Consider the following 22,350-nt stretch of genomic DNA (forward strand, 5'->3'; position numbering starts at 1 on the left):
CCCTGATGTTGGTCGCGCTGGTGTGCGCGCCCCTTGCACTGGCCCACGCCGCGTCGCTGGACGTCACACCCGACACGCTGATTGAACGCGCCAACCTGCTGCGCGACGCCCGCGAGCGCCCCTGGGACCCGGCCACGGGCCGGCTGGGAAACTTGCGGCATGTGCACATCATCGCCAACGACTGCACGGTGCGCGTGGTGTCGGGTGCGGAGAACCGGCTGTTCCTCGGGCGAGGAACGTTCCAGATCGCCGACACCACCTACAGTGCGGACCGCCACGGTAGCAGCCGCCCCAGACCGTACGACGTGACGATCAGCGCCACACAGGGTGCGTCGACCATCCCGCGCGTGGGCGCTGACAACACTGCAGTGTGCTTCACGCTGCAGCTGGCCACAGCCCACGAACTGCTGCTGCGCGGTGACAACCTGAAGGTGCTTTTTGACCGGGTGGACCTGCCGGTATTGCGCATGAGCCTGAACCCTAGCCACGGCATGAAGCTGTGGTTCCATGAGGCGCGCCCGGGGCTGCTGAGCGTGAGCTCCAACGCATCGGTGGTGGCGGGTGGTACAGGACAGGTCCAGTGGCTGCAGCTAGCCAGCTCGCAACGCAGCACAGCGCTGCTGTTCCACGACATGGATGCGCGCCACGTGGGTGTGTCAGCCACCACCACCCGGGCACGGTTTTCCATCCGCATGGGCGCAGACACAGAAGCAGGCTACTACCAGCCGGCCAGCGCGCCGGGCAAGATCGCACTGGAATACCCGATCTGGATCGATGGCCCCGTCAGCGCGCTCAAAGTGCCTGCGGGCCGCGTGAACCCCATGCCCCTGACCAGCGCCCTGCGGGATGAAACCCGCGCGCTGCAACAGGAGGTGATGGGCCTTGCCGGCCCCCGGCCGGTACTGCCAACGCCCGACCCTGGCGCTCCACCTCCCCCGGGCGCGCAGGCTGCCAGCGGTGAGCCCGTCTCGCCGCGCCAGCGTGTCAGCGATGTGCTGCAGCCGCTGCTGCCACGCGGCGTGACCCTGGGCAAGATCGACCTGTGGAAGGACGGTGCGGCGCTGGAAGGCCGCGCACCCGATGACGCGGCCGTGCGCGAATGGGCACAAGCGCTGGAGCGCTCGGGCGAGGTGCGCAGTTCGCAGGTGGCCTGGGTCCGGCGCGAGGCAGACCAGGTAGCCTACCGCGTGCTGGTCACCTTTCTGTGCGCGGCGCCGGGTGACCGCAGCGTGTGCCTGCCAGCGACCGGCAGCACCTACACCCAACAACAGGTGGAAGACGCGCTGCGCCCGGTGCTGGGCAACGGGGTAACGCTGACCAAGCTGTTGCTGCGCGACGGCAAGCGCGGCCAGCTTGTCGAGCTGGAGGGAAGCGGCAGCGAGGCAGAGGTTCGCGCGGCGCTGGAGCGCGTGCGCCAGCAGGTCTCCTGGTTGACGGCGTCCAGCTCCGGCATCGGCCAGGGCACGTTCTCCGCACAGCTGCGCATGGTGTGCACCGTTCCGCCACGCGCAACCCCCGGCATCTGCGCCGCGCCCAGCCCGACCCGCTGAGCCAAGGGTCGGTACTTCAGCACTCCAAAAAGCCCTCTCCGCTCATCCAATAAGCGTGAATAGCTATTAAAAAGTGAGCGCCTTGATACCCCCGTGACCGCAGCGTGCGGCGTCTGCCGCTAAGGTACTGGCTGTCTGCCCCTGCCCACAAAGCCCCATGACCCCACCGCCCGCACGCACCTTCCACAGCTACGAACCCCGCCAGGGCCACGGCCTGCCGCACGACCCGTTCAACGCCATCGTGGGGCCGCGCCCCATTGGCTGGATCTCCACGCAAAACGCCACAGGCGCCACCAACCTGGCGCCCTACAGCTTCTTCAACGCCTTCAACTACGTGCCGCCCATCGTGGGCTTTGCCAGCATTGGCTACAAGGACACGGTGCGCAATGTGCAGGCCACCGGCGAGTTTGTGTGGAACCTGGCAACCCGCGACCTAGCCGCGGTGATGAACCAGAGCTGCGCCGCCGTGCCACCTGAAGTGAGCGAGTTCGATCTGACCGGCCTCACCCCCCTGCCCTCCACGCGCGTGCGCCCGCCACGCGTGGCCGAAAGCCCGGTCACCTTTGAATGCCGCAGCACGCAGATCCTGCAGCTGCAGGGGGCGGACGGGGCCCAGGTGGACACCTGGCTGGTGCTGGGCGAGGTGGTGGCTGTGCACATCGATCAGGCGCTGCTGAAAGACGGTGTTTACGACACCGCGAACGCGGGGCATATCCTGCGCGGCGGCGGCCCGGCGGACTATTTCACGGTGGGGCCGGAGCAGTTGTTCAGGATGTACCGGCCGCGCTAGGAACCTGCTGCTGCTCTCGTAGCAGTCGCAGCGGCTCACACAGCCCGGCGGCCGGTTGACGGGCCCATTGCTCGGTCCAGGCCCACACCTGCTGCACGCCGTCCACCCCTGCGGCGGCACGCTGCAGGCCGTGGTCGGCACCGTCGATGCGCCGCGCGCAGTAGGGCACGGTGCGCAAGGCAGCCAGCTCCGCAAAACGTGTGTAGGCCACGGCGGGCACCAGCGCATCGTCGCTGCCCCACACCTGCAGCAGCGGCCAGGGACCTTGCAGCAGGGGCAGGGTCAGCGGCCAGTTCCACAGGTCGCGCCAGTAACCCAGGCTGCGCCCCTGCACTACCACGCTGTCGTGCGGAGCGCCCGCCACGATCTGGCCCAGCGCTGCCCAGTCGCCCTGCACGCCCAGGCGGCGGGCCTGCAATGCCCCGGCCTCCTGCGGGTCCAGCCCGCTGGAGCCGATGAGCACCAAGCCTGCGATCTGTGGCACCTCGGGCGCCAGCGCAGGCAGCAGCTCGGCCCCTTCAGAGATGCCCACCAGCAGCTGCGGCAGCGCGGGCTGCCCCTGGCGCAACAGCGCATCCGCACGCAGGGCCACACGGGCGTGTGCGAGCCAAGTGGAATGCCGGTCCCGCAAGACAAAGCTGTGCGGGCAGTCGGCGGGGGCGGTGCGGGCTCCGGGGTCTACGCCCGGCTTGTGCAGCACCAGCACCTGCGCGTGCAGCAGGCCGGCAAAGTAGCGCTCCGCGATCGGCTCCATGCCCGCGCAACCCGAACCGGGAACAACGATCACGCGGTAGCGCAGGGGTGCCGTGCGCTCGCCACGCTGCAGTGCCTGGAGCGTCGCGCCGCTCGCACCGGGCAAGGTCTGCCGGACGAAGCCAGCGCCCGGTGCCGGGCCCTGCGCGGTGGCGGGCGGCAGAGGGTCTGTTGGTGCCGCAATCGCGCTCTGAGGTACGTGCGAGGCTGCGCAACCGGCCAGCACCAAGGTCAGGGCGGCAGACGCAAAAAAGGCCAGCGCAGGGCTGGCCTTGGAGAGGGCGGGCGCCGCACTGGCCGGTGCCCCCAGGGGTTGCTGGTGCACGGTGGGGCGCACGGCGGCTTACTTGAGGATCAGCACCTGCTCGGGCTGCTGGGGCTGCGGCACGGGCATGGGCTGGCCACCTTGCTGGTACACCGGCGGCGGGCGCACGCCGCGCGCCAGATTGGCGTCGGTGTAACCCAGCTGCCCGGCGAGCTGCTGGTACACGTCCTGCGCCAGCGACAGCGAGGTTTCGCGCATCACCTTGGCGCGGTTGGGTGGGGCGATGTCGCCACGGATCGACAAAATCTTGGTGTCGTTGCCTTCGCCCTGGGCGGAGAACGCGGCCTTGATCTCGTAGGTCTTGGTGTTGATGAGCGAGAAGTCCGCCAGCAGCTGCAGGCCGTACTGGCGCGTGGCGCTGGTGGTGCCCTGCAGGGGCGAGAGCGCATCGGTGAACTCGATGCTCGACACCACGCCAAACAGCACGTAGTCGGCGCCGTTGAACTCGCCCTTCTTGATGCGGGTGATCACGTCGTTGACCTGGGGCTGCACCTGGGGCGTGGCCATCTTGCCGCCCTGCACCTGGTTGAGCACCTGCTCGGCCTTGCTCGGCTGGGGCTTGCCCGCGTCAAAGCCCTTGCCCTGAATCAGGCGGAAGTACGTGCCCTGCAGGATGGCGCCCTTGATGTCGTTGGTGTAGCCACCCAGCTCGCGCTGTTCGATGTAGCTGTAGCGCCCGGCCACGTAGGTGCCGCTGGCCTGCTCGGACGCCTGCATCGAGTGGCTGCCCGAGTGCGAGCCGCCACCGCCATAGGGGCCGTGGCTGTAGCCACCGCTGTGGCTGCCGCCAGCGCTCATCTGGCTGCTGCGCTGGTAGGTACCGGCCAAGAAGTATTCGGACACGCGCTGGGCGTAGGCCAGGTCGGTCACGGCGATCTTGGGCGCCGCGCCGGGCTGCTGCGCCTGGGCGCCCGTGCCCCAGGCCAGCGTAGTGGCCGCAATCACGGCCAGGGCCGCGTGGAGGGTGATTCTTCGTTGCATGGTGTGCTCCTTGTGAAAGATCAGCGCTTGCTGGTCTTTCTGATTTCTTTCTCGTCCTGCCATTCGATCGTGCCTTCCTGCACATCAAACAGCTTGAGCGTGAACTTGTAGTACACGTCCTTGGTGGCGTTGTTCTGCTTGACGATGCTGGTCAGCTCGCCTTCCATGCTGTATTTGGCGGCGGTCATCTGGCCGACCTTGGCGGTTGTGCCCTGCTTGTACAGGCCGCTCTGGTTCTGGCGCTGCAGCTCGTCCACACCGGCCTGCATTTCGTTGATGGAACGCACAAAGCGCACCTTGCCTGACTTGACCAGCGAGGTCTGGATCGAGTTCATCACGTTGGTGGTGTCGATGTACTCGCTGGTCTTGTTCTTGACAGTGGAGATCGTCACCGTGGGGCGGCCCTGGAAGATGCCGGTTTCGAGCAAACCGCCGGTCATCTTCTCGGCAATCATCTGCAGGTCGGTGGAGCCGAATTCGTTGGTCACCAGTTCGACGGCCTTGGCGTCGCCGTAGTTGACCTGGCGGTCAAAACGCACGGTGGGCGAGGACAGGTTCTGGCAGGCCGACAGGGCCAGGGTGCCGGCCGCGAGGGCCAGGACGAGCGCAGTGCGCTGGATACGGTTCTGGGTGGTCATGGTTTTCAACTCCTCACTCAACAATCGGGGTGGGCGGCGCGATCAGCGCGGCTCCACATTCATTTCCAGGCGCAGATCGACAGCCGCAGACGTGGGCGCCACGCTCTTGACGGTCTGTTGGCCCAGGCCGAGCACGCTCATCTGCTTCCAGGACTCGCCATCGCCCACCTGGTTGCCCACGTTGTCCAGCCACTTGAAGCGGTAGAACACGGTGCGGTCGGTGCGACCCATATTGGCCATGTCGGCCTGCACCACCAGGATGTCGTTCTTGCGCACGATGCGCATCTCACGCACGGCGATGCTGTTGGCTTCGCCACGCAGGGCGACCTTGGAGGCAACTGCCAGCGGGGTGGCTGGGTCATGCAGTTGGGCGCTGGCGTTGGTGGCCAGGGCGATCAGGCCCGCGCACAGCACGGTGGGGATCGCGGCGGGGACAAAACGGTTTCTCATGCCGAAGGCTCCTTGAATGGGGTCGGAAACAGGGATCAGTTCTTGGCGGCCGCTGCGGGCTGGGCTGCCGTGGGCTTGACGGTAGACGCGGGCACGGGGCGGGTGCGGTTGTTGTTGGTGGTGCGCACCGGGGCAGCGGGTGCCGCCGCTGCGGCGGGGGCAGGCTGGGGCGCAGCGGCCACGGTGGGCAACTGGCCCAGCATGGCCACGTCGCCGGTCAGAACGCTGTTGTCGTACATGCGCAGGGGCACCAGGGCGTACTGGCCGTCGATCTTGATGGGCTGGGGCAGCTGGCGGCCGTTCACGCTCACCAGGTGTTCGCCGGGCGGCAGGTAGCCACGGGCCACGTACACGCGGCCGGGCAGCATGCGCCACATGCGGTCATCAGCCTGCTCGGTGGCCACCGAGGCGGCCGCGCCGATGATGCCGCCGATCAGGCCGCCGCGCTTTTGCAGCTCGTTCTGCAGCACGCCCTTGGCCACGGCGCGGGTGAAGCCGCGCAGCACCATGCCGGGCATTTCGTCCTTGAGCGCGCGGCGTGCCATCACGTTCACGTCCACCACTTTTTCGAGCTTGAGGTCGGTGCCCGCCGCAGAAATGGTGGTCAGCAGCGCATCCTTGGAAGGCTCGATCACGGGGTAGGAGATGCTGGCCGTGACCAGGCCGCGCCCGGTGGGCACGGGGATGGTGAAGGCCTTGGGCTTGCGCGCGGGGGCGTCACCGGCTTCGACGATGAAGAGCACGTCGGTCATGCGCTGGCGGCGCTTCCAGGTGAAGCCGGTGCGGTTGTCCAGGCCACGCAGGCCTTCTTCGAGCACGGCCGTTTCGGGCTTGAGTTCAATCGCCTTGCGGTAGCCGGGCGCGGCCAGGCCGGGCTCGTTGAGCATTTCGTACAGGAAACCAGCCAGGTAGTGGCTGAGCGCGTTCTGGTAACCGTTCTTGAGCGCCAGCACCTCGGGGTCGTTGAGCGTCTCGACGGGGTAGCCGTTCAGTTCCTTGCCGCCGGACGTGGCGCCCTTGGACTTGGCTTCTTCTTCAGCTGCCAGGGTTTCCTTGGCGCGGAACTCGGCAATGATGGCTTCGCGTTCGTGCGTGCGCTTGATGTCCACGCGGGCGTTTTCAAAGTCGCCCACGGCCATGCGGTTAAGCGCCAGGCGCGTGGTCACCCACACCTTTTCGTAGTCCTGGCCTTCGTAGACCTTCAGGCGCTCGCTGATCAGCGCGGCTCCCACGGTGCCCATGAGCTTGCTGGGGTTGGTCTTGGCGGTCTCTTCCCATTCCTTGACCTTGTTGTCGGCCAGCAGGAAGGCGTTGGTGCTGTCGGGGTAGCGGCGGTCCATGCGCAGCAACTCGCCGCGTTCCATGTTGTAGAGCAGCGCTGTCTTTTCCTCTTCGGTCTTGGCCGTGCTTTCGAGCTGGGCGATGGCAGCAGGAATGCCCCCCGAGCGGCCGGCGGTCTGCATGTCGGTGGCCAGCTTGTCGTGGCTCTGCATGGTGGCGCAGCCGGTGAGGGCAGCGCTCAGCGCCAGCACCCACAGCAGGCGCGGACGGAAACGAGATGGGTGGGCGGTCATGGATGCTCCTTGCAGATCGGTCGGTTGCTCACCAGAAACACACCGCGCTTCCCATGCGCAGCCGCGCGACAGCCCCGCCAAAGGGAGGGTGCGGCGAATACGGCGTGCGTGGTGGAAGTCCGGTCAAGGCGGGTGCTGGCAGCCCGTGCGCCCCCTCCCGGCGCGGATACGTGCTGTGTGCGACCCCCTCTGGCTGTGAGTTTCTTGGTTGTTGTGTATGGGGTTGTAGCCAGCCGCGCAATGTAGCAAAAGCTTGTATCTTTTCTGTAACCGTTCGGTGCCTGGGACACAGGCTGAAACAAAAGCAGGGCGTGGTGCATCTCAGCCCTCCACGCGGTTCAGTGGCATACGGTACAGCCACACCACACGCCCACCGGGCGCACGCAGCTGGGCGCTGGGCAACCAGCCGGGCACGGCGAATTCCAGGCTCACCAGCCACGCGCCGGGTGCCAGCTCGGCCTGGGCCTTGGCAGCCGCGCGGGCCATGCTCTCGGGCCGCTGGAACAGGTACACCATCTGGTAGGTGCTCCAGTCGGCCTTCCACATGTCGGCACGCTGCACCCGGGCCCACGGGCAGCGCAAGGCGCACAGCAGGCGCAGCGGCCAGCTCCACTCCAGCCCCTCCAGCTGGGCCGCAGGGTAGGCGTGGCGCAGGGCCTTGAGTCCATCGCCCAGGCCACAACCCGCATCGAGCACGCGTGCGCCCAGAGGCAGCGGCGCCTGCACGGCCAGGGACTGCAGCGCGTGGCGTGGGGTGGGGAACAGCGGCGCATCGCGCCACGCGTTGAGCGGGTACACCAGCAACAGCAGCGCCAGCGGCACCAGCCACGCCCATGTTGGCAGGCTGGCCGCCCCCAGCAGCGCCAGCGACAAGGGGAACCCCGCCGCAATCAACCCCCGCCGCCACCAGCTGCCGCCCAGCACACTGGCGGCCGTACCCAGCAGGCAGGCGGCCAGCAAGGCCCCCACGGGCGGCACGGCCGCGCGTTGCAGCGCGACAAAAATCAGCCACGCACCCGCCCACGCCATCAGCGCGGGCAAGGGCCAGGGCATGCGCAGGGCAAGCATGGGGTGTGTTCTTTCTGGATCAGCGACCGAACAGGCCGCGCAGCAGGTTGACGGGGTTCACCACCTCGCCAGGGGTGCCCGCATCCGAGGGTGCACCGCCTGCGGCCTGGCCGCTGCCCATGCCGCTCGAATAAGCTCCGCCACCGGCGCCCGCCGGGGCGGCAGCGCCCATGCCCCCGCGCTGTCCCTGCATCTCCTCGCCCAGCATGGCCATGGTGTGCGACTTCACACGCACACGCACCGACCATTCGGGCTCCCACGCGGCCTTGGGGTCGGCCGGGCGGGGTGGGTACACGATGTGACTTTCGCCCCCGTAGGCCATCATGCGCAGCATGGGCGTGGCATCGCGCCCGCCCGCGAAGATGCCTTGAGGAATCGCACACTGCGTGGTCTCGGGCTGCAGCAGCACGCGCTCCTTGAGCCAGCGGTCGATGGTGGCGGGCGAGAGGTAGTCGAACAGGCCCATGCCGGTGTCGGGCGTTTCGGCGCTGGACCACATGATGAGGTCGTCCCCGTTCTGCGACATGGCATGCAGGTAGTAGGCACGCGCGTTGCGCACGGGCTGCCAGCTGGTGCCCATGCTGTCCTGCGGCTTGCCGGTGGTGCGCAGGTCGATGGCGGGCATCAGGTCCTGCGCCGCGCCCAGCGTGAATTTCATGGAGGCAGGCACACCATCGCCACGCACCTGGTGGTCGCCCACCACCGAGCTGTCCCGCGACAGGCTGACCTGGTTGCGTTCGTTGGGGTACAGCGCATAGGCCGGGCCCACGCGCGGCCCCCGGTCGGGCACGGCGCGGCCTGCAAAGGCCTGGGCGTAGTCGGCTGGCTTGGCGCGCGCCAGGTCGATCACGCGCGGCTGGCCCGCACGCACCGCACTGCCGCAGCCCCAGTACAGCAGGATGCGGCCCTTGGGCTGGTGCTGCTGGTATTCCTGCGGCACGTCACCGGGCTCGGTCTGGGTGGGCTGGGCACGCGGCGGGATCAGCGGCAGGGATTCACCCATGCGCATGCCGGGCGGGATGGCCTGGCTGGCTTCTACGCCGGGACGCAAGCTGTTGTGCAGGGCGATGTCGATGACACGCGGCGGCATGACGGACATGGCGCGGGCATGGCCATAGGCGGTGTTGCCGTTGCCTGCCCTGCCCTGCGCGCCGCCCCCCATGAGGCCGCCGAGCATGCCGCCGCCGCCGGGCAGGCTGTCCATCTCGGGCATGCCCGCCATGGTGCCGGTGGACAGGTCCATCCACAGCTGGACCTTGGGGGTTTTGGTGTTTTGGGCCTGGGCGCCCAGGCTGGCGATGCTCAGGCCAACGGCTAGGCAGGCGGGGGTCAGGACAAAGCGCAAAGAGGTCATGGTGGTCTGTTCCAGGAGATACAGGAATCACCCGGCAAACCATCGTGGGCCGCAGCGCGGCATTGTCGCCGCCCTGTGAAGAGGCCTTGCGGTCAACCCGGGTGTGTTGAACGCAGCGCAGTGTAGGCCCCGCACAGACGCATTTTGCCTGCGCAAGTTACGGCTGGAAACCGTTTCCGTGCGCTATTTCACGCATGGTTGCGCCGCAACAGAAGCGGCGCCCACGGTGCGGGGTTCTTCACACCTTCTCGCCCCGCAGGCGGTCGATCAGCCCGTTGAGCGCTTCGAGCGAGCCGAACTGGATCGCCAGCTCGCCCATGTCTTCCACGCGGCCATGGCGCTTGACGCGTTTTTTGACGCGCACCTCGACCTCGGCCATGAGCAGGTCCGACAGTTCTTCTTCTACGCGCTTCAGGTCGCGCGACTTTTCCTTCTTGGGCTTCTGGGGCACCAGGCTGAACTCGGCGCTGAGCTTTTTCACCAGTGCCTCGGCCTCGCGCACCGACAGCTTCTTGGCCGCGATCTGGTTGCCCGCCGTGATCTGCGCGGCGCGGTCCAGCGCCAGCAGCGCACGCGCGTGGCCCATGTCGATGTCGCCCGCCATCAGCATGGTCTGCACGGGCTCGGCCAGGTTCAAGAGGCGCAGCAGGTTGCTGGCAGCACTGCGCGAGCGGCCCACGGCCTGCGCGGCCAGCTCGTGCGTGAGGCCAAATTCGCGCACCAGGCGCTGCAGGCCCTGGGCTTCTTCCAGCGGGTTCAGGTCTTCGCGCTGGATGTTCTCGATGAGCGCCATCGCGGCCGCAGACTCGTTGGGCACATCGCGCACCAGCACCGGCACCTCGGCCAGGCCCGCCAGGCGCGAGGCCCGAAAGCGCCGCTCGCCCGCGATGATTTCGTACTTGCCCGCGTGCTCGCCGTCCGTAAGGCGCCGCACCAGGATGGGCTGCATGATGCCCTGGGCCTTGATGGACTCGGCCAGCTCGTACAGCGCGCCTTCGTCCATGCGCGTGCGCGGCTGGTACACACCCGGCACCAGTTCGGACAGCGGCAGGCTGCTGGGCAGGCCTGCTTCGGCAGCCTGGGCCTGCTCCACTTTGTCTTCGACCTTGGGGCCCAGCAGGGCCTCCAGGCCTCGGCCGAGGCCCTTGGGTTTTTTGGTGACCATGCGATGTCTTCTTCTCGAAAAGGAAATGGGGAGAGGGAAATCTTCAGCGGTCGATGATGACCAGCGTGCCGTGGCTGCCAGGCGCCACGGCGTGGGGCACGCCTGCGGGCACGATGAACACCTCGCCCGCGTTCACCTCGGTGACCTGCCCTTGCAGGTCCAGGCGCATGCAGCCATCCAGCACCAGCAGGGCCTCGTCAAAGTCGTGCGATTCGTCGGGATAGGCCGCGTCGTCCATGCGCAGCACCTTGAGGTTGGCGCCTGCGGCGCGGCCCACCACGGTGGAGTTCCAGGCGCGGGGCAATTGGTCAGCAATGGCCGCGAGAGAGATTTTGGACATGGGTGCGAAACAGTACAGGGGGTTGTCAACGCGCCGCACGGCCCATGGCACGGCGCTTTTTTCGGCTCCGCCACAGGCGCAGCCACACGCCGAAGGCCACCGTGAGCAGCACCAGGGCCAGCATGAACTGCCCGAGCGCACCCACCACCACCGCCCCGCTGGGCAGCAGCCAGGCCAGCGCCAGCTGCAAGGCGTCGCCAAGCCAGTAGAAGTCAGCCGTGACCCGCCGAGGTGGAGGGACAGCATCGCCCGCCGTCACTGGCGGGCGCTTGCGCCAAAAGGCCCAGCGGCTCATACCGGGGTGGCGAGCTGCATCAGCCAGCCCCGCCCCTCGTCCCAGTCGCCTAGCCCGGATTCGGCATTGATGTGCCCGCGCTCGCCATAGTCCACAAACCGCGCACCCCAGGCCTGGGCAAACCCCTCAGCGCGCTCGAAGCTGCAGTACGGGTCATTGCGGCTGCCCACCAGCACGGCCGGAAACGGCAGCGGCTGGCGCGCAATGGGTGCCCAGCCGTGGATCTGCGCGGCCAGGTCGGGCCGCTCCACATCGCCCGGGGCCACCAGCAGTGCACCGCGCACCTTGGCCGCGTGGCGGGTGTGCGCCGCCCACCAGGCGGTGAGGATGCAGCCCAGGCTGTGCGCTGCCAGCACCACAGGGCCCTCAGCGTCGGCCACGGTCTCTTCCAGGCGCGCCGACCAGTCGCCGCGCAGCGGGCGCATCCAGTCGTGCTGCTCCACGCGCTGGTCACCGTGGCGGGACTCCCAGCGGCTTTGCCAGTGGTCGGGGCCGGAGTTCTGCCAGCCGGGCAGCAGCAGGATGGTGGCGGGCTTCATCACTATCAATTTAATAGCTGTTAACGCTTGCCTATCAGGCGGAGGCAGGCATTTTTGCCATGGAAGAGGCTGCAGCAGGCATGTTTTTCACGCGCTCGACCATCTCCTCGGCAAACTCGACAAACGCCTGGCTGCCCTTGGCGGCCGGGTCAAACACCACACCGGGCAGGCCATAGCTGGGCGCCTCGGCCAGGCGCACGTTGCGCGGGATCACGCTGTTGAACACCTTGTCGCCAAAGTGGCCCTTGAGCTGGTCGCTCACCTGCTGCTGCAGCGTGATGCGCGGGTCGAACATCACGCGCAGCAGGCCGATGATCTGCAGGTCGGCATTGAGGTTGGCGTGCACCTGCTTGATGGTGTTGACCAGGTCCGTGAGCCCTTCCAGCGCGAAGTATTCGCACTGCATGGGCACGATCACGCCGTGGGCGCTGCACAGGCCGTTGAGGGTGAGCATGCTCAAGCTGGGCGGGCAGTCGATGAGCACGAAGTCGAAGTCGGCATCCGCCTCGGCCAGCGCGGCCTTGAGGCGCTTTTCGCGGTGCTCCAGCGTCACCAGTTCCACCTCGGCGCCCGCCAGTTCGCGGTTGGCGCCCAGCACCCAGTAGCCACATTTGTCCGACAGCACGGCCGCCTCCTTCACCGAAGCGGATTCGAGCAGCACGTCGTACACCGTGAGGTCGAGGCTGCGCTTGTCCACGCCCGAGCCCATGGTGGCATTGCCTTGCGGGTCCAGGTCCACCATCAGCACGCGCTGGCCAATCTTGGCCAGGCCGGCAGCGAGGTTGACGGTGGTGGTGGTCTTGCCGACGCCGCCCTTCTGGTTGGCAACGCAAAAAATCTTGGCCATGTGGGTGCTGCAGTCCGTGTGGTGTTATTTGGAGATGGCCAGCTTGATGCCAAAGCCGATCAGGAAGACGCCCGCGATCTTTTCCAGCGCGCGGCCGATGCGCGGGTTGGCGCGCATGCGCTCGGCCAGAAAGTGCGTGAGCAGCACCGCGACCAGGCCATAGAGAAACGTCAATGCCGCCACCGTGGCCGCCATCACGCCAAAGGTCAGCATGCCCTGGTGCCGGGCCGGGTCCACGAACAGCGGAAAGAACGCCATGTAGAACACGATGGCCTTGGGGTTGAGCAAGGTGATCAGCCCGGCCTGTTTGAAGTAGTGGCGCGGCTCGATGTTCAGGATGGGCTGGGCGCCCGGCTTGGCCGTGACCATCTTGAAGCCCAGCCACGCGAGGTAGGCCGCGCCCAGCCACTGCACGGCGTTGAAAGCCGCCGGGTGGGTGGCCAGCAGCGTGGCCACACCGGCCACCGCCGCCCACATCAGCACCTGGTCACCCGCAATCACGCCCATGGTGGCGGCCAAACCGCCCCGTATGCCGCCCTTGCTGGTGGAGGTGATGAGCGCCAGATTGCCAGGGCCTGGGATGAGCAGGAACAACACAATGGCAGCGACGAAGGCGCCGTAGTCTGCGATGCCGAACATGGTTTCTCCTGGTGCGCGGGGAGGGTGCGACGGAAAGATGCACCCGGGTGAGCAGCCGAGTTTACGCGAGCCCCCTGCCCTGGCTGTCGAAAAGTCGGCACCGCAGCGCCGAGGCCATCAGACCGGCTTCATCCAGACGATGCAGCGCTCGGCATCCAGGCCCGGCACCGCGAGCTGTTCCACGTGAAACACCGCCACATCCGCAGGCAGCGCGGCGATTTCGTCCTCGGGGTGTTTGCCCTTCATGGCCAGCCACCCCCCATGGGGCGCGGCCAGTGCGCTGCGCGACCAGGTGACAAAGTCCGGCAGTGAGGCAAACGCGCGGCAGCTGATGAGGTCGAACGGCGTGGTCAGCGTCTCGACCCGCGCATGCACGCCGTGCAGGTTGCGCAGCTTGAGCGCCACCGCCGCCTGCTGGATGAACGCGGCCTTCTTGCCCACGGTGTCCACGCAGCTCACATCCACCTCGGGGCAGCAGATGGCAAACACCACGCCGGGCAGGCCGCCGCCCGATCCGACATCCAGCAGCTTCACCGCCGCCACCCCGCCCTGCTGCAGGCCCGCCACATGCCGCCGCAGGGGTGCTACAGCGGCCAGGCTGTCCAGCAGGTGGTGCGTCATCATCTCCTGCGGGTCGCGCACGGCCGTCAGGTTATAGACCTTGTTCCACTTCTGCAGCAGCGCCAGGAAGTCCATCAACAGCCCGACCTGCACATCGCTCAAGCCCAGCGCCAGGGCATCGGCCCCAGCTTGCAGTTGCTGGCGCAGGCTGTCGTAGTGGGTATTCACCGCCATCGTCATGCCGCCACTTCGCCTTCTGCCTTGGCGGGCGCTGCCGGGGCCACGGCAAATTCCTTGAACCCGCCCTTCTTCAAATGCACCATCAGCAGCGAGATCGACGCGGGCGTGATGCCCGTGATGCGCGAGGCATGGCCCAGGGTCTCGGGCCGGTGGCGGTTGAGCACCTGGCGTGCCTCGATGCTCAGGGCCGTGACCTGCATGTAGTCCAGGTCGGGCGGCAAGCGCAGCTTCTCGAAATGCGCGGCGCGCTCCACCTCGCCCTTCTGGCGGTCGATGTAGCCCGCGTACTTGGCGGCAATCTCCACCTGCTCCAGCACCGATGCGCTCAGGTCGCCCAGGGTTTCACGTGAAACATCCGCCGATGCGTACTTGCCACCGTCCATCGACATTAGGTTGGCGTAACTCACATCGGGGCGGCGCAGCAGTTCGAACAGGTTGTATTCGTGCTCAATACTCTTGCCCAGCACGCGCTCGGATTCGACGGCGGGCAGGTTGCGCGGGTTCACCCAGGTGGCCTTGAGGCGCTCTGTTTCACGTGAAACAGCATCGCGCTTGCGGCTGAAAGCATCCCAGCGCGCATCGTCCACCAGACCCATCTGGCGCCCCACTTCGGTCAGGCGCATGTCCGCGTTGTCCTCGCGCAGCTGCAGGCGGAACTCGGCCCGGCTGGTAAACATGCGGTAGGGCTCCGTCACACCCTTGGTGATCAGATCATCCACCAGCACGCCCAGGTAGGCCTCGTCCCGGCCGGGCAGCCAGGGCGCATCGCCCCGGCACTGCAGCGCGGCGTTGATGCCTGCGAACAGGCCCTGGGCCGCAGCCTCTTCGTAGCCGGTGGTGCCGTTGATCTGCCCGGCAAAGAACAGGCCCTGGATTTGACGCGTCTCGAAGCTGCTCTTGAGCGAGCGCGGGTCGAAGTAGTCGTATTCGATGGCGTAGCCGGGGCGCAGGATGTGTGCGTTTTCCAGCCCCGGCATGCTGCGCACCAGGTCGTACTGGATGTCGAACGGCAGACTGGTGCTGATGCCGTTGGGGTAGACCTCGTGCGTGGTCAGGCCTTCGGGCTCCAGGAAGATCTGGTGGCTGTCCTTGTCGGCAAAGCGGTTGATCTTGTCTTCCACGCTCGGGCAGTAGCGCGGGCCCACGCCCTCGATCTTGCCGGTGAACATGGGGCTACGGTCAAAGCCGCTGCGGATGATCTCGTGCGTGCGTTCGTTGGTGTGGGTGATCCAGCAGGGCACCTGCTGGGGGTGCATCTGTGCATTGCCCATGAAGCTGAACACGGGCACGGTGCCCTCGTTCACGCCACCGGGCATGCCGTCGCCGGGCTGCTCGGTGCACTTCGAAAAGTCGATGCTGCGCCCATCGATGCGCGGTGGCGTGCCCGTCTTCAGGCGCCCTTGCGGCAGCTTCAGCTCCTTGAGGCGCGCCGACAGCGACACGGCAGGCGGGTCTCCGGCCCGGCCCGCAGCGTAGTTGTTCAGGCCCACATGGATCTTGCCGTCCAGAAAGGTGCCCGCCGTCAACACCACAGTGCGGCTGCGGAAACGGATGCCCACCTGCGTCACGGCACCCACCACGCGGTCGCCCTCCACCATCAGGTCGTCCACCGCCTGTTGGAACAACCAAAGGTTAGGCTGGTTCTCCAGCATGCGACGGATGGCGGCCTTGTACAGAATGCGGTCGGCCTGCGCCCGCGTGGCACGCACCGCAGGGCCTTTGGAGCTGTTGAGAATACGGAACTGGATGCCGCCCTCGTCCGTGGCAAGCGCCATGGCGCCGCCCAGCGCATCCACCTCTTTCACCAGGTGGCCCTTGCCGATGCCGCCGATGCTGGGGTTGCAGCTCATCTGCCCCAGCGTCTCGATGTTGTGGGTCAGCAGCAGCGTTTTGCTGCCCATGCGTGCAGCGGCCAGCGCGGCCTCGGTGCCTGCATGGCCACCGCCGACAACGATCACATCAAATTCCTGGGGGTACAACATGGGGAACACTCCGAGGCCTGGCGGGCCCGATAATCAAAACACCCGGTGAATGCGGGCAACCTTATCCAAAGCGCCGTTCACCGGGCATGCTGGTGGCGGGCGCACCTGGCGCCCCAGCAGGCAACCCGCGATTTTCCCACTTTGTGCAGACCGTGTCTGTTTCTACGCCCCTCACCCTCTTCCTGACCCAGTTGCTCGGCCCGCCACCGACAGCCGTACAGACCTGGTGGACCAGCGCCCAGTGCCTGCAGCGGCAACGCGGCCAGCCACTGATCCGCGCGGGCGAACACTGGCGGCACCTGTGGTGGGTGGAGCGCGGCGCGCTGCGGCTGTACTACCTGGACCGCGACGGCGCAGAGTCCAACAAGAACTTCTTTCTGGACGGCGCGCTGTGCTGGCCCATGACCCCCACGCTGCGCCAGCAGCCGGTGATGTTTCACGTGGAACCGTTGGAAGACAGCGTGGTGTGGACCCTGCCCTTCCCTGCTGATGCAGATGCTCCACTTCCCAGTGCGGGCTGGGCCCCGTGGGCTGCGTTGGAGCACCGGGCGCTGTGCGCGTTGCTCGACGGCAAGATGCAGCGCGAGCAGGAGTTCCTGCAGCTCAGCGCCCGCCAGCGCTACGCCCGCTTGCTGGAGCAACACCCGGCCTGGGCGGAACGCATCGCACTCAAGCATCTCGCGTCCTATCTGGGCGTGACCGATGTGTCGCTGTCGCGCCTGCGCAGTGAGATGGGGCTTATCAAAGGATAAGGCGCTGGGGGCGGCTCATCGGCAGACTGCGGGCATCTCACGAAATGCCCGCGCCCATGACAACTGCCCTACGTGCCCACCCCACGCCCGCCCTGCTCGCCCTGATCTCCCACACCCTCGCCGTGCTCTGGCTCGGTCTCATGGCCGGGTTCTTCGGCACCTACAGCGCCAACGTCAACCTGGCCATGCTGCAGATGGACGGGGCGACCTACGCCACCGTGCAGTCCGCCTTCAACCGCAACGTGCGGCACGCCCTGTTCTTTGTGCTGTTCTTCGGACCACCGCTGTGGTGTGCGCTGGCCCTGGCCACGGCGTGGCGGCAACACCGCGCACTGTGGTGGCGCCTGCTGGCCCTGGTCGGCGTGGCCTACCTGCTGGGCATCGTGTTCTTTACCCAGCAGGTCAACCTGCCACTCAACTACACCACCGAAGCCTGGAACCCCCAGGCCCTGCCCGCCGACTGGGCCCAGGTGCGCGACCGGTGGAATGCCGCCAACCTGTGGCGGGCGTGGCTCAGCCTGGGGTGTTTTGGGGCGTCGCTGGGCACGCTGGTGGGCCGGCTGGCCGGTCGCCGGATGCCAGGCTGACGCGGGCAACGCTGGCCGCCGTCATCCCCCGCGCAGCACTGAGTCAAAAAACCGCAGCGCACTCCCCGCTTGCAGGATTCCTGCCGCGCCCCTGTGATTCAATCGCAAGCACCATGCCCCACACCACCACCCCCTCCTCCCTCCTCGTCTTTGCCGGCAGCACGCGCCAGCAGTCCTTCAACCGCAAACTGGCCCACGCCACCGCCGCCATCGCGCGCGATGCGGGGGCCAGCGTCACGCTGATGGAGCTGTCCGACTTCGACATCCCGCTGTACAACGCCGACCTCGAAGCCCAGGGCACACCCGCCGATGTGATCCGGCTGAAGGAAATCATGTGGCAGCACCCCGCCTGGGTCATCTGCTCGCCCGAATACAACGGCAGCTACACCGCCCTGCTCAAGAACACGATCGACTGGGCCTCCAGCCCCGTCAAAGGCAACCCCGACTGGCAGGACGGCGGCAAGAGTTTTCGCGGCAAGGTGGTGGGCATGCTCAGCGCTTCGCCCGGCGCCCTGGGCGGCCTGCGCTCACAAAGCCACCTGGCGCCCCTGCTCATCAATGCCGAATGCTGGCTTGCGCCCAAGGCGTTTGCGCTGGGTTCGGCGGGCAGCGCGTTTGACGACAGCGGTGCCCTCATCCAACCAGCCCACCGCGACCGCGTGCGCGCCGTGGTGGACCAGGTGCTCTGGGCGTCGGCCCGTCTGCATGGCGATGCCGTTGCGGGCCAATAAGCGTTGAAACAGGGGCCAAAACAAGCCCTTGCGCCTGCCCCACAAGCCCTGAAAGCTATACAAATAATAGCAAAACCCATGGATTGCCGCCCTGGCTGCGGCGCCTGCTGCACCGCCCCCTCCATCAGCTCACCCATCCTGGGCATGCCGCACGGCAAACCGGCGGGGGTGCGCTGCATCCAGCTGGGGGATGACGCACGCTGCCTTATTTTTGGGCAGCCCGAGCGGCCCGCCGTGTGCGGGGGGCTACAACCCTCAGCCGCCATGTGCGGCGAAGACCGCGACCACGCCATGCAATACCTGGCGCGGCTCGAAGACCTGACGCGGCCCTGAAAAGATCGTAAACACGTTCTAAAGCCCCTCAACGCGCCGAATGCGGCGGCGCGCCAGCGGCTCCATCTCTCCCACCTCCGCCACCGCCCCCATCGCGCCCCGCCCAGCGCTGTGCACTGGCCGCATAAATGTCGCGCCGCACACGGTTCAGATTGCCCAGGGGCCGGAACGCCTGGGGCGCATGCCAGGGGTTGAAGGGCGTGGCATCCAGGGCCTGCGCCTGGGCGCTTGCGGTTGGCGTGCCCAGGTCCTGGCGCGGCACCGTGAGGGTGGCCACACGCTCCCACGGCACATCGGCGTCAGACCAGCCCGTGCAACCATCCTCAATGGGCGTGCGGGTCTCGTCCTGGTAGCGCTGGGCCGACAGGTGCCAGGCCAGGTCCTGCGATGCGAGCAGCCGCGCAAAATGCGCGGCCACAGACTCGCCCTCTGCGGGTACGCCCCCCACGGCCGCCGCCGGGTGCAGCTTCAGGCGCACCGGCCCGGCCTCGGACCACAACAGCGCCCCACGGGACCAGAAATTTTCCTCGGCCAGGCCCCGCAGCCCCCCCGTGGCGGCCGACAGATTGCGCAGCACGCGCAGCGTCTCGCCCGGCCCCAGGCGCAGCAGCATCTTCAGCGGCATCAGCGCCTTGGGCCCGGTCATCAGGGTAGCAATCTCGACAAACTGGCGCGCGTCGCGTGCATGAGAAACGGGGAAGTTGGTCAACAAGATTTCATGCGCCCCGCCCTGCGGCAGGTGCAGGCGCAGGGCTGCGCCCCGCATGTCACGCTGCAGCCCGCCGTGCGCCAGCCCGCTGGCAAACGACAGCCGCAGGTCGCAAGCCAGCACCGCCCCCGGCTGAAAGTGCGCCTGCGCCAGGCCGGGCGCGAGTTGGGGGTTCACCTCCAGCCGCGCGCCCACCATGCCCGCCAGCATCTGCGCATGCAGCGTGCGGCCGGGGCGGCTCTGCCCGCTGGCCTGCTGGTTGCGCATCTGCACGGCCCGCATTTGCTCAGCCAGCGTGCGAAACAGCGCGGCTTCCGCCTGCGGCGAGCCGCCCAGAAAAGATTCGCGCCAGGGTGCGGGCGCCGCAGTGGGGGGGTAGTGTGGCTGGGTCATCGGTGTGTTTTTTGGGGTGTTTTTAACAAGCGCTTTTTGTGGAGGCTCTTTTCTATCCAAACCATCCACGGTCAACAGGCATGGTGGAAGCCAGCGCAGGCACCGTGGGGCAGACCCACCGCGCCGATGCGGCAAACCCGCAAAACCGCAGACTCGGCGGACCCAGCCAGGCCCGCCAATGCAGCGGATCTCACAGATCCAAGAATCAGCCCATCGAATGCAAACCGACCTTGTTTCCCTCGGTGTCCACAAAGTGAGCAAAAAAGCCAAAGCCGTTGCCAATCTCCGTCTTGGGCACCACGACCAGGCCACCGGCCTGCGACACACGCGCCAGCAAGGGGCCCAGGTCATCGCCGCCGTTCAGGTACACCATGGTCCCGTTCTGCGACGGCACGCCGCCCTCGCCCTGCACAATGGCGCCGCCCACGGCGTTGGGGTCGGTGGACAACATGCCCATCATGGTCGGGCCCATGGCCATGGGCGCAATGCTGATGCCCAGCACCGTCTCGTAAAAGGCCTTGGCGCGCGCAAAGTCGGTCACGGGGATCTCGAACCAGTTCAGGGTGTGGGGCATGGGGGGCTCCTAGGTTAGAAAACAAAGATCAATACAGACGTTGCAATTGGCAAGCCGTTTCGGGCCACTATTGCGGGCATGGCGTTGATCGACCTTGCCTCATATTTCACGAATGTCTACGAGAGACCCACCAGACTGCAAAAGGCAAGGCCAGGAAGGTTGCGATAAAAGCGAACGGCGCCCACATAAATGGCTCATCACGCATACCCAAATACCTGTTCAGGCTTGCCGGTCCAAGGATGATCATCCCTACAGCAAAGCACATCGACACCAAAAACAAGACAGCGACAGCCCCAATGGTGCGTCGCACCGTTCGCCCCGGATTCCTCTTGTGAAGCAAAAACAGGAAGCCTGTGGCTAACAGCAGTGGGGGCAGCAACAGCCAAGCCAACACCAATACAAACTCCCACCCAGTCATTGCGCTATCCCTTGTTTTGAAGGTCGCTGGCCACAGAAAGAAACCCATCATCGCTTCGGACCTAGCCAAGTCAAGACCACTCCATCTAGCTCACGGCCTCGGCAGCGCCCGATCCTCCCGGCACGCCTTCAGCGGCTTGGCCGTCGCCGACGCGATGCGCAGCACCCGCTGTTCACGGCGGTCCACCACCACCTTCATGCAGGCACAGCCGTGGCCGTAGTGGCCGTTGGTCTTCTTCCATTGCGCGTCGGTGAACACGGGCCAGTCGCCCTCGGCCTCGGGCCCCGCCTGGGTGCTGATCACCCACTCGCCGTCGCGGTCGGTCAGGGTGGCGTTGCCGGGCGTGGGGTTGTGGAACCAGCCGCAGCGGTTTTCCGGCGGGGCAGCGCGGCTGGTCGATGGCACGGAGGGCTGTGCGGTGTTTTGGGCGATGGCAGCTAGGGCGAAGCCCAGCAGCGTGGCGCCCAGCGCCAGGCGGGGGGCGTGGCGCTGCAGCGGGGTGGGAGCAGGTGACATGGGTAGTCCTCTTTGGATTGAAAGAAAAAGGGCTCTTCGGCGCGTCCATCATGCCCTGACAGCTATCAAAACAGAAGTGATTGATGCGCTGGTGTCACACAGCCGCCGCCCTGCGCGTCTATGCCCAGGCCCCGCCCGATCCGGTGCTTTGGGCGCACACTCTACCTCCACGCTTCGCTGCCATGACGCTTTCTGCCCCCACCTCCGCCGACCCCTTCACCACCCTGCGCCCGCGCCTGTTCGGCATTGCCTACCGCATGCTGGGCGTGCGCGCCGATGCAGAGGATGTGCTGCAGGACGCCTGGCTGCGCTGGAGCCGCCAGGACCCTGCCACCCTGCAGTCGGCCGAGGCCTGGCTGGTGACGGTGGTCACGCGCCTGTCCATCGACCGGCTGCGTGCGCTCAAGGCCGAGCGCGAGGCCTATGTGGGCTGGTGGCTGCCCGAGCCGCTGGTGCAGCTGCAGGACCCCACCACCGGTGATGCGCAACACCACCACACGCCCGAAGCAGCTGCCGAGCTGGCGGGCGAGCTGTCGGTGGCCTTTTTGTATGTGCTGGAGCGGCTGGGGCCGGAGGAGCGCGCGGCCTTTTTACTGCGCCAGGTGTTCGACTACGACTACCCCGAGATCGCCGCACAGCTGGGCAAGACCGAGGCCGCCTGCCGCCAGATGGTGCACCGCGCCAGCGAGCGCGTGCAGCAGGCGCGCACACGCTTTGAGGTGCCACACGCCGTGCACCGCCAGTTGCTGCAGCGCTTCATGGTCGCAGCCCAAAGCGGCGACCGCAACGCCATCGAGGCGCTGCTGAGCGAGGACGCGCAGCTCATCGGCGACGGTGGCGGCAAGGTGGCCTCGTTCCCCAAACCGCTGGTGGGGCGGTTTCGCATTGCCATGCTGTACTGGGCGCAGTACCGCCGCCTGGGCGCGCAGCTGGCCTACCGCATGGCCCTCATCAATGGCGAGCCGGGCCTGCTGTACTACGCCAATGGCCGCCTCGACTGCGCACAGGCGTTCGTGATGGAAGGCGAACACATCGTGGGCATCTATGCGGTGCGCAACCCGGACAAGCTGGTGGGGGTGCCAGCGGTGCTGGACGAACGCTGAGGCCAAAGAAGCGACGGTTTTTTGCGGGCCCACCTGTCACAAGCGCGCACCGCGCAACGTCTTGAAGGGTATGGAAGGCGGCAGCAGCCCGTTCGCTGCGGCATCTTCCAGAGCAGTTTGTTTTCTTTCCAACCCTTCAGGAG

The 22,350-nt window shown here is 67.0% G+C and carries 25 protein-coding genes; 7 read left to right on the forward strand and 18 right to left on the reverse strand.

The features are described 5' to 3' along the window. The first annotated feature begins 5 nt into the window (after positions 1-5). Both AvAM_RS12545 and AvAM_RS12550 read left to right on the forward strand, forming a co-directional pair. Positions 6-1,550: a hypothetical protein gene (locus tag AvAM_RS12545; RefSeq protein WP_137747367.1), complete on the forward strand. Its 1,545-nt coding sequence runs from the start codon at positions 6-8 to the stop codon at positions 1,548-1,550. A 157-nt stretch (positions 1,551-1,707) separates the two neighbouring features. Further along, positions 1,708-2,340, forward strand: coding sequence for a flavin reductase family protein (locus AvAM_RS12550; RefSeq protein WP_137747368.1), 633 nt, complete (start codon positions 1,708-1,710; stop codon positions 2,338-2,340). On the opposite strand, the gene AvAM_RS12555 is transcribed toward AvAM_RS12550, so the two are convergent. From AvAM_RS12555 to mnmG, 15 genes are all read right to left on the reverse strand, one after another. Further along, positions 2,318-3,430, reverse strand: a complete 1,113-nt coding sequence (locus AvAM_RS12555; RefSeq protein WP_137747369.1) for an alpha/beta hydrolase — start codon at positions 3,428-3,430, stop codon at positions 2,318-2,320. The genes AvAM_RS12550 and AvAM_RS12555 overlap by 23 nt on opposite strands. Before the next feature lie 6 nt (positions 3,431-3,436). Next, positions 3,437-4,399, reverse strand: coding sequence for a hypothetical protein (locus tag AvAM_RS12560; protein ID WP_137747370.1), 963 nt, complete (start codon positions 4,397-4,399; stop codon positions 3,437-3,439). A 20-nt stretch (positions 4,400-4,419) separates the two neighbouring features. Then, entirely contained in the window at positions 4,420-5,037 is a 618-nt protein-coding gene (gene lpoB / locus AvAM_RS12565; RefSeq protein WP_137747371.1) for a penicillin-binding protein activator LpoB, read from the reverse strand. A 42-nt stretch (positions 5,038-5,079) separates the two neighbouring features. Further along, a complete protein-coding gene (locus tag AvAM_RS12570) occupies positions 5,080-5,487 on the reverse strand; it encodes a YcfL family protein (protein ID WP_063462219.1) in 408 nt (135 codons plus the stop codon). Positions 5,488-5,522: 35 nt separating this feature from the next. Continuing rightward, positions 5,523-7,061, reverse strand: a complete 1,539-nt coding sequence (locus AvAM_RS12575; protein ID WP_137747372.1) for a COG3014 family protein — start codon at positions 7,059-7,061, stop codon at positions 5,523-5,525. Between the two features lie 321 nt (positions 7,062-7,382). Then, positions 7,383-8,129, reverse strand: coding sequence for a class I SAM-dependent methyltransferase (locus AvAM_RS12580; RefSeq protein ID WP_137747373.1), 747 nt, complete (start codon positions 8,127-8,129; stop codon positions 7,383-7,385). A 19-nt stretch (positions 8,130-8,148) separates the two neighbouring features. Continuing rightward, a complete protein-coding gene (locus AvAM_RS12585) occupies positions 8,149-9,483 on the reverse strand; it encodes a hypothetical protein (RefSeq protein ID WP_137747374.1) in 1,335 nt (444 codons plus the stop codon). A gap of 238 nt (positions 9,484-9,721) precedes the next feature. Further along, positions 9,722-10,648 (reverse strand): ParB/RepB/Spo0J family partition protein, encoded by a 927-nt coding sequence (locus AvAM_RS12590; RefSeq protein ID WP_137747375.1) that lies wholly within the window; start codon positions 10,646-10,648, stop codon positions 9,722-9,724. Between the two features lie 43 nt (positions 10,649-10,691). Beyond that, on the reverse strand, positions 10,692-10,988 hold the full coding sequence (locus AvAM_RS12595) for a cupin domain-containing protein (RefSeq protein WP_137747376.1): 297 nt from the start codon (positions 10,986-10,988) through the stop codon (positions 10,692-10,694). A gap of 25 nt (positions 10,989-11,013) precedes the next feature. Then, the gene (locus AvAM_RS12600) at positions 11,014-11,283 is read right to left on the reverse strand and encodes a hypothetical protein (RefSeq protein ID WP_137747377.1); all 270 of its coding nucleotides are present in this window, start codon (positions 11,281-11,283) and stop codon (positions 11,014-11,016) included. Next, a complete protein-coding gene (locus AvAM_RS12605) occupies positions 11,280-11,822 on the reverse strand; it encodes an alpha/beta hydrolase (RefSeq protein WP_137747378.1) in 543 nt (180 codons plus the stop codon). Before AvAM_RS12605 ends, AvAM_RS12600 begins: the two co-directional genes overlap by 4 nt. 34 nt (positions 11,823-11,856) lie before the next feature. Further along, a complete protein-coding gene (locus tag AvAM_RS12610; RefSeq protein WP_137747379.1) occupies positions 11,857-12,669 on the reverse strand; it encodes a ParA family protein in 813 nt (270 codons plus the stop codon). Between the two features lie 24 nt (positions 12,670-12,693). Beyond that, positions 12,694-13,308, reverse strand: a complete 615-nt coding sequence (locus tag AvAM_RS12615) for a LysE family transporter (protein ID WP_137747380.1) — start codon at positions 13,306-13,308, stop codon at positions 12,694-12,696. 117 nt (positions 13,309-13,425) lie between these two features. Next, complete coding sequence (rsmG, locus tag AvAM_RS12620) at positions 13,426-14,109, reverse strand: 16S rRNA (guanine(527)-N(7))-methyltransferase RsmG (protein WP_171012211.1); 684 nt, start codon at positions 14,107-14,109, stop codon at positions 13,426-13,428. Next, a complete protein-coding gene (gene mnmG, locus AvAM_RS12625; protein ID WP_137747382.1) occupies positions 14,106-16,091 on the reverse strand; it encodes a tRNA uridine-5-carboxymethylaminomethyl(34) synthesis enzyme MnmG in 1,986 nt (661 codons plus the stop codon). Before mnmG ends, rsmG begins: the two co-directional genes overlap by 4 nt. 152 nt (positions 16,092-16,243) lie before the next feature. On the opposite strand from mnmG, the gene AvAM_RS12630 reads away from it, so the two are divergent. The 4 genes from AvAM_RS12630 to AvAM_RS12645 all read left to right on the forward strand — a co-directional run bounded on the left by AvAM_RS12630 (position 16,244) and on the right by AvAM_RS12645 (position 18,494). Continuing rightward, positions 16,244-16,843, forward strand: coding sequence for a Crp/Fnr family transcriptional regulator (locus AvAM_RS12630; protein WP_249368097.1), 600 nt, complete (start codon positions 16,244-16,246; stop codon positions 16,841-16,843). 56 nt (positions 16,844-16,899) lie between these two features. Next, a complete protein-coding gene (locus tag AvAM_RS12635; protein ID WP_137747384.1) occupies positions 16,900-17,430 on the forward strand; it encodes a DUF1772 domain-containing protein in 531 nt (176 codons plus the stop codon). A 113-nt stretch (positions 17,431-17,543) separates the two neighbouring features. Further along, on the forward strand, positions 17,544-18,161 hold the full coding sequence (locus tag AvAM_RS12640) for an NADPH-dependent FMN reductase (RefSeq protein WP_137747385.1): 618 nt from the start codon (positions 17,544-17,546) through the stop codon (positions 18,159-18,161). A gap of 78 nt (positions 18,162-18,239) precedes the next feature. Continuing rightward, a complete protein-coding gene (locus AvAM_RS12645; RefSeq protein ID WP_137747386.1) occupies positions 18,240-18,494 on the forward strand; it encodes a YkgJ family cysteine cluster protein in 255 nt (84 codons plus the stop codon). 28 nt (positions 18,495-18,522) lie between these two features. Here AvAM_RS12645 and AvAM_RS26030 read toward each other — a convergent pair whose 3' ends face one another. The 3 genes from AvAM_RS26030 to AvAM_RS12660 form a co-directional block, all read right to left on the reverse strand. Beyond that, positions 18,523-19,596, reverse strand: coding sequence for a hypothetical protein (locus AvAM_RS26030; RefSeq protein WP_137747387.1), 1,074 nt, complete (start codon positions 19,594-19,596; stop codon positions 18,523-18,525). A 205-nt stretch (positions 19,597-19,801) separates the two neighbouring features. Beyond that, positions 19,802-20,170 carry a VOC family protein gene (locus tag AvAM_RS12655; RefSeq protein ID WP_137747388.1) on the reverse strand — a complete coding sequence of 123 codons (369 nt, stop codon included), beginning with the start codon at positions 20,168-20,170 and terminating at the stop codon, positions 19,802-19,804. A gap of 508 nt (positions 20,171-20,678) precedes the next feature. Further along, positions 20,679-21,104 carry a DUF4087 domain-containing protein gene (locus AvAM_RS12660; RefSeq protein WP_137747389.1) on the reverse strand — a complete coding sequence of 142 codons (426 nt, stop codon included), beginning with the start codon at positions 21,102-21,104 and terminating at the stop codon, positions 20,679-20,681. A 182-nt stretch (positions 21,105-21,286) separates the two neighbouring features. Between AvAM_RS12660 and AvAM_RS12665 the strand changes: the two genes are divergently transcribed. Beyond that, positions 21,287-22,207, forward strand: coding sequence for an RNA polymerase sigma-70 factor (locus AvAM_RS12665; RefSeq protein ID WP_137747390.1), 921 nt, complete (start codon positions 21,287-21,289; stop codon positions 22,205-22,207). Positions 22,208-22,350: the final 143 nt, after the last annotated feature.

The organism is Acidovorax sp. NB1 (assembly GCF_005405905.1).
Classification (GTDB): Bacteria; Pseudomonadota; Gammaproteobacteria; order Burkholderiales; family Burkholderiaceae_C; genus Acidovorax.

What these genes read in the sequence shown, in the direction of transcription:
- AvAM_RS12545 (WP_137747367.1), top strand. Translation starts at nt 6, where the DNA reads ATGTTGGTCGCGCTGGTGTGCGCGCCCCTTGCACTGGCCCACGCCGCG.
- AvAM_RS12550 (WP_137747368.1), top strand. Translation starts at nt 1,708, where the DNA reads ATGACCCCACCGCCCGCACGCACCTTCCACAGCTACGAACCCCGCCAG.
- AvAM_RS12560 (WP_137747370.1), bottom strand. Translation starts at nt 4,399, where the DNA reads ATGCAACGAAGAATCACCCTCCACGCGGCCCTGGCCGTGATTGCGGCC.
- lpoB (WP_137747371.1), bottom strand. Translation starts at nt 5,037, where the DNA reads ATGACCACCCAGAACCGTATCCAGCGCACTGCGCTCGTCCTGGCCCTC.
- AvAM_RS12570 (WP_063462219.1), bottom strand. Translation starts at nt 5,487, where the DNA reads ATGAGAAACCGTTTTGTCCCCGCCGCGATCCCCACCGTGCTGTGCGCG.
- AvAM_RS12575 (WP_137747372.1), bottom strand. Translation starts at nt 7,061, where the DNA reads ATGACCGCCCACCCATCTCGTTTCCGTCCGCGCCTGCTGTGGGTGCTG.
- AvAM_RS12580 (WP_137747373.1), bottom strand. Translation starts at nt 8,129, where the DNA reads ATGCTTGCCCTGCGCATGCCCTGGCCCTTGCCCGCGCTGATGGCGTGG.
- AvAM_RS12585 (WP_137747374.1), bottom strand. Translation starts at nt 9,483, where the DNA reads ATGACCTCTTTGCGCTTTGTCCTGACCCCCGCCTGCCTAGCCGTTGGC.
- AvAM_RS12590 (WP_137747375.1), bottom strand. Translation starts at nt 10,648, where the DNA reads ATGGTCACCAAAAAACCCAAGGGCCTCGGCCGAGGCCTGGAGGCCCTG.
- AvAM_RS12595 (WP_137747376.1), bottom strand. Translation starts at nt 10,988, where the DNA reads ATGTCCAAAATCTCTCTCGCGGCCATTGCTGACCAATTGCCCCGCGCC.
- AvAM_RS12600 (WP_137747377.1), bottom strand. Translation starts at nt 11,283, where the DNA reads ATGAGCCGCTGGGCCTTTTGGCGCAAGCGCCCGCCAGTGACGGCGGGC.
- AvAM_RS12605 (WP_137747378.1), bottom strand. Translation starts at nt 11,822, where the DNA reads ATGAAGCCCGCCACCATCCTGCTGCTGCCCGGCTGGCAGAACTCCGGC.
- AvAM_RS12610 (WP_137747379.1), bottom strand. Translation starts at nt 12,669, where the DNA reads ATGGCCAAGATTTTTTGCGTTGCCAACCAGAAGGGCGGCGTCGGCAAG.
- AvAM_RS12615 (WP_137747380.1), bottom strand. Translation starts at nt 13,308, where the DNA reads ATGTTCGGCATCGCAGACTACGGCGCCTTCGTCGCTGCCATTGTGTTG.
- rsmG (WP_171012211.1), bottom strand. Translation starts at nt 14,109, where the DNA reads ATGACGATGGCGGTGAATACCCACTACGACAGCCTGCGCCAGCAACTG.
- mnmG (WP_137747382.1), bottom strand. Translation starts at nt 16,091, where the DNA reads ATGTTGTACCCCCAGGAATTTGATGTGATCGTTGTCGGCGGTGGCCAT.
- AvAM_RS12635 (WP_137747384.1), top strand. Translation starts at nt 16,900, where the DNA reads ATGACAACTGCCCTACGTGCCCACCCCACGCCCGCCCTGCTCGCCCTG.
- AvAM_RS12640 (WP_137747385.1), top strand. Translation starts at nt 17,544, where the DNA reads ATGCCCCACACCACCACCCCCTCCTCCCTCCTCGTCTTTGCCGGCAGC.
- AvAM_RS12645 (WP_137747386.1), top strand. Translation starts at nt 18,240, where the DNA reads ATGGATTGCCGCCCTGGCTGCGGCGCCTGCTGCACCGCCCCCTCCATC.
- AvAM_RS26030 (WP_137747387.1), bottom strand. Translation starts at nt 19,596, where the DNA reads ATGACCCAGCCACACTACCCCCCCACTGCGGCGCCCGCACCCTGGCGC.
- AvAM_RS12655 (WP_137747388.1), bottom strand. Translation starts at nt 20,170, where the DNA reads ATGCCCCACACCCTGAACTGGTTCGAGATCCCCGTGACCGACTTTGCG.
- AvAM_RS12660 (WP_137747389.1), bottom strand. Translation starts at nt 21,104, where the DNA reads ATGTCACCTGCTCCCACCCCGCTGCAGCGCCACGCCCCCCGCCTGGCG.
- AvAM_RS12665 (WP_137747390.1), top strand. Translation starts at nt 21,287, where the DNA reads ATGACGCTTTCTGCCCCCACCTCCGCCGACCCCTTCACCACCCTGCGC.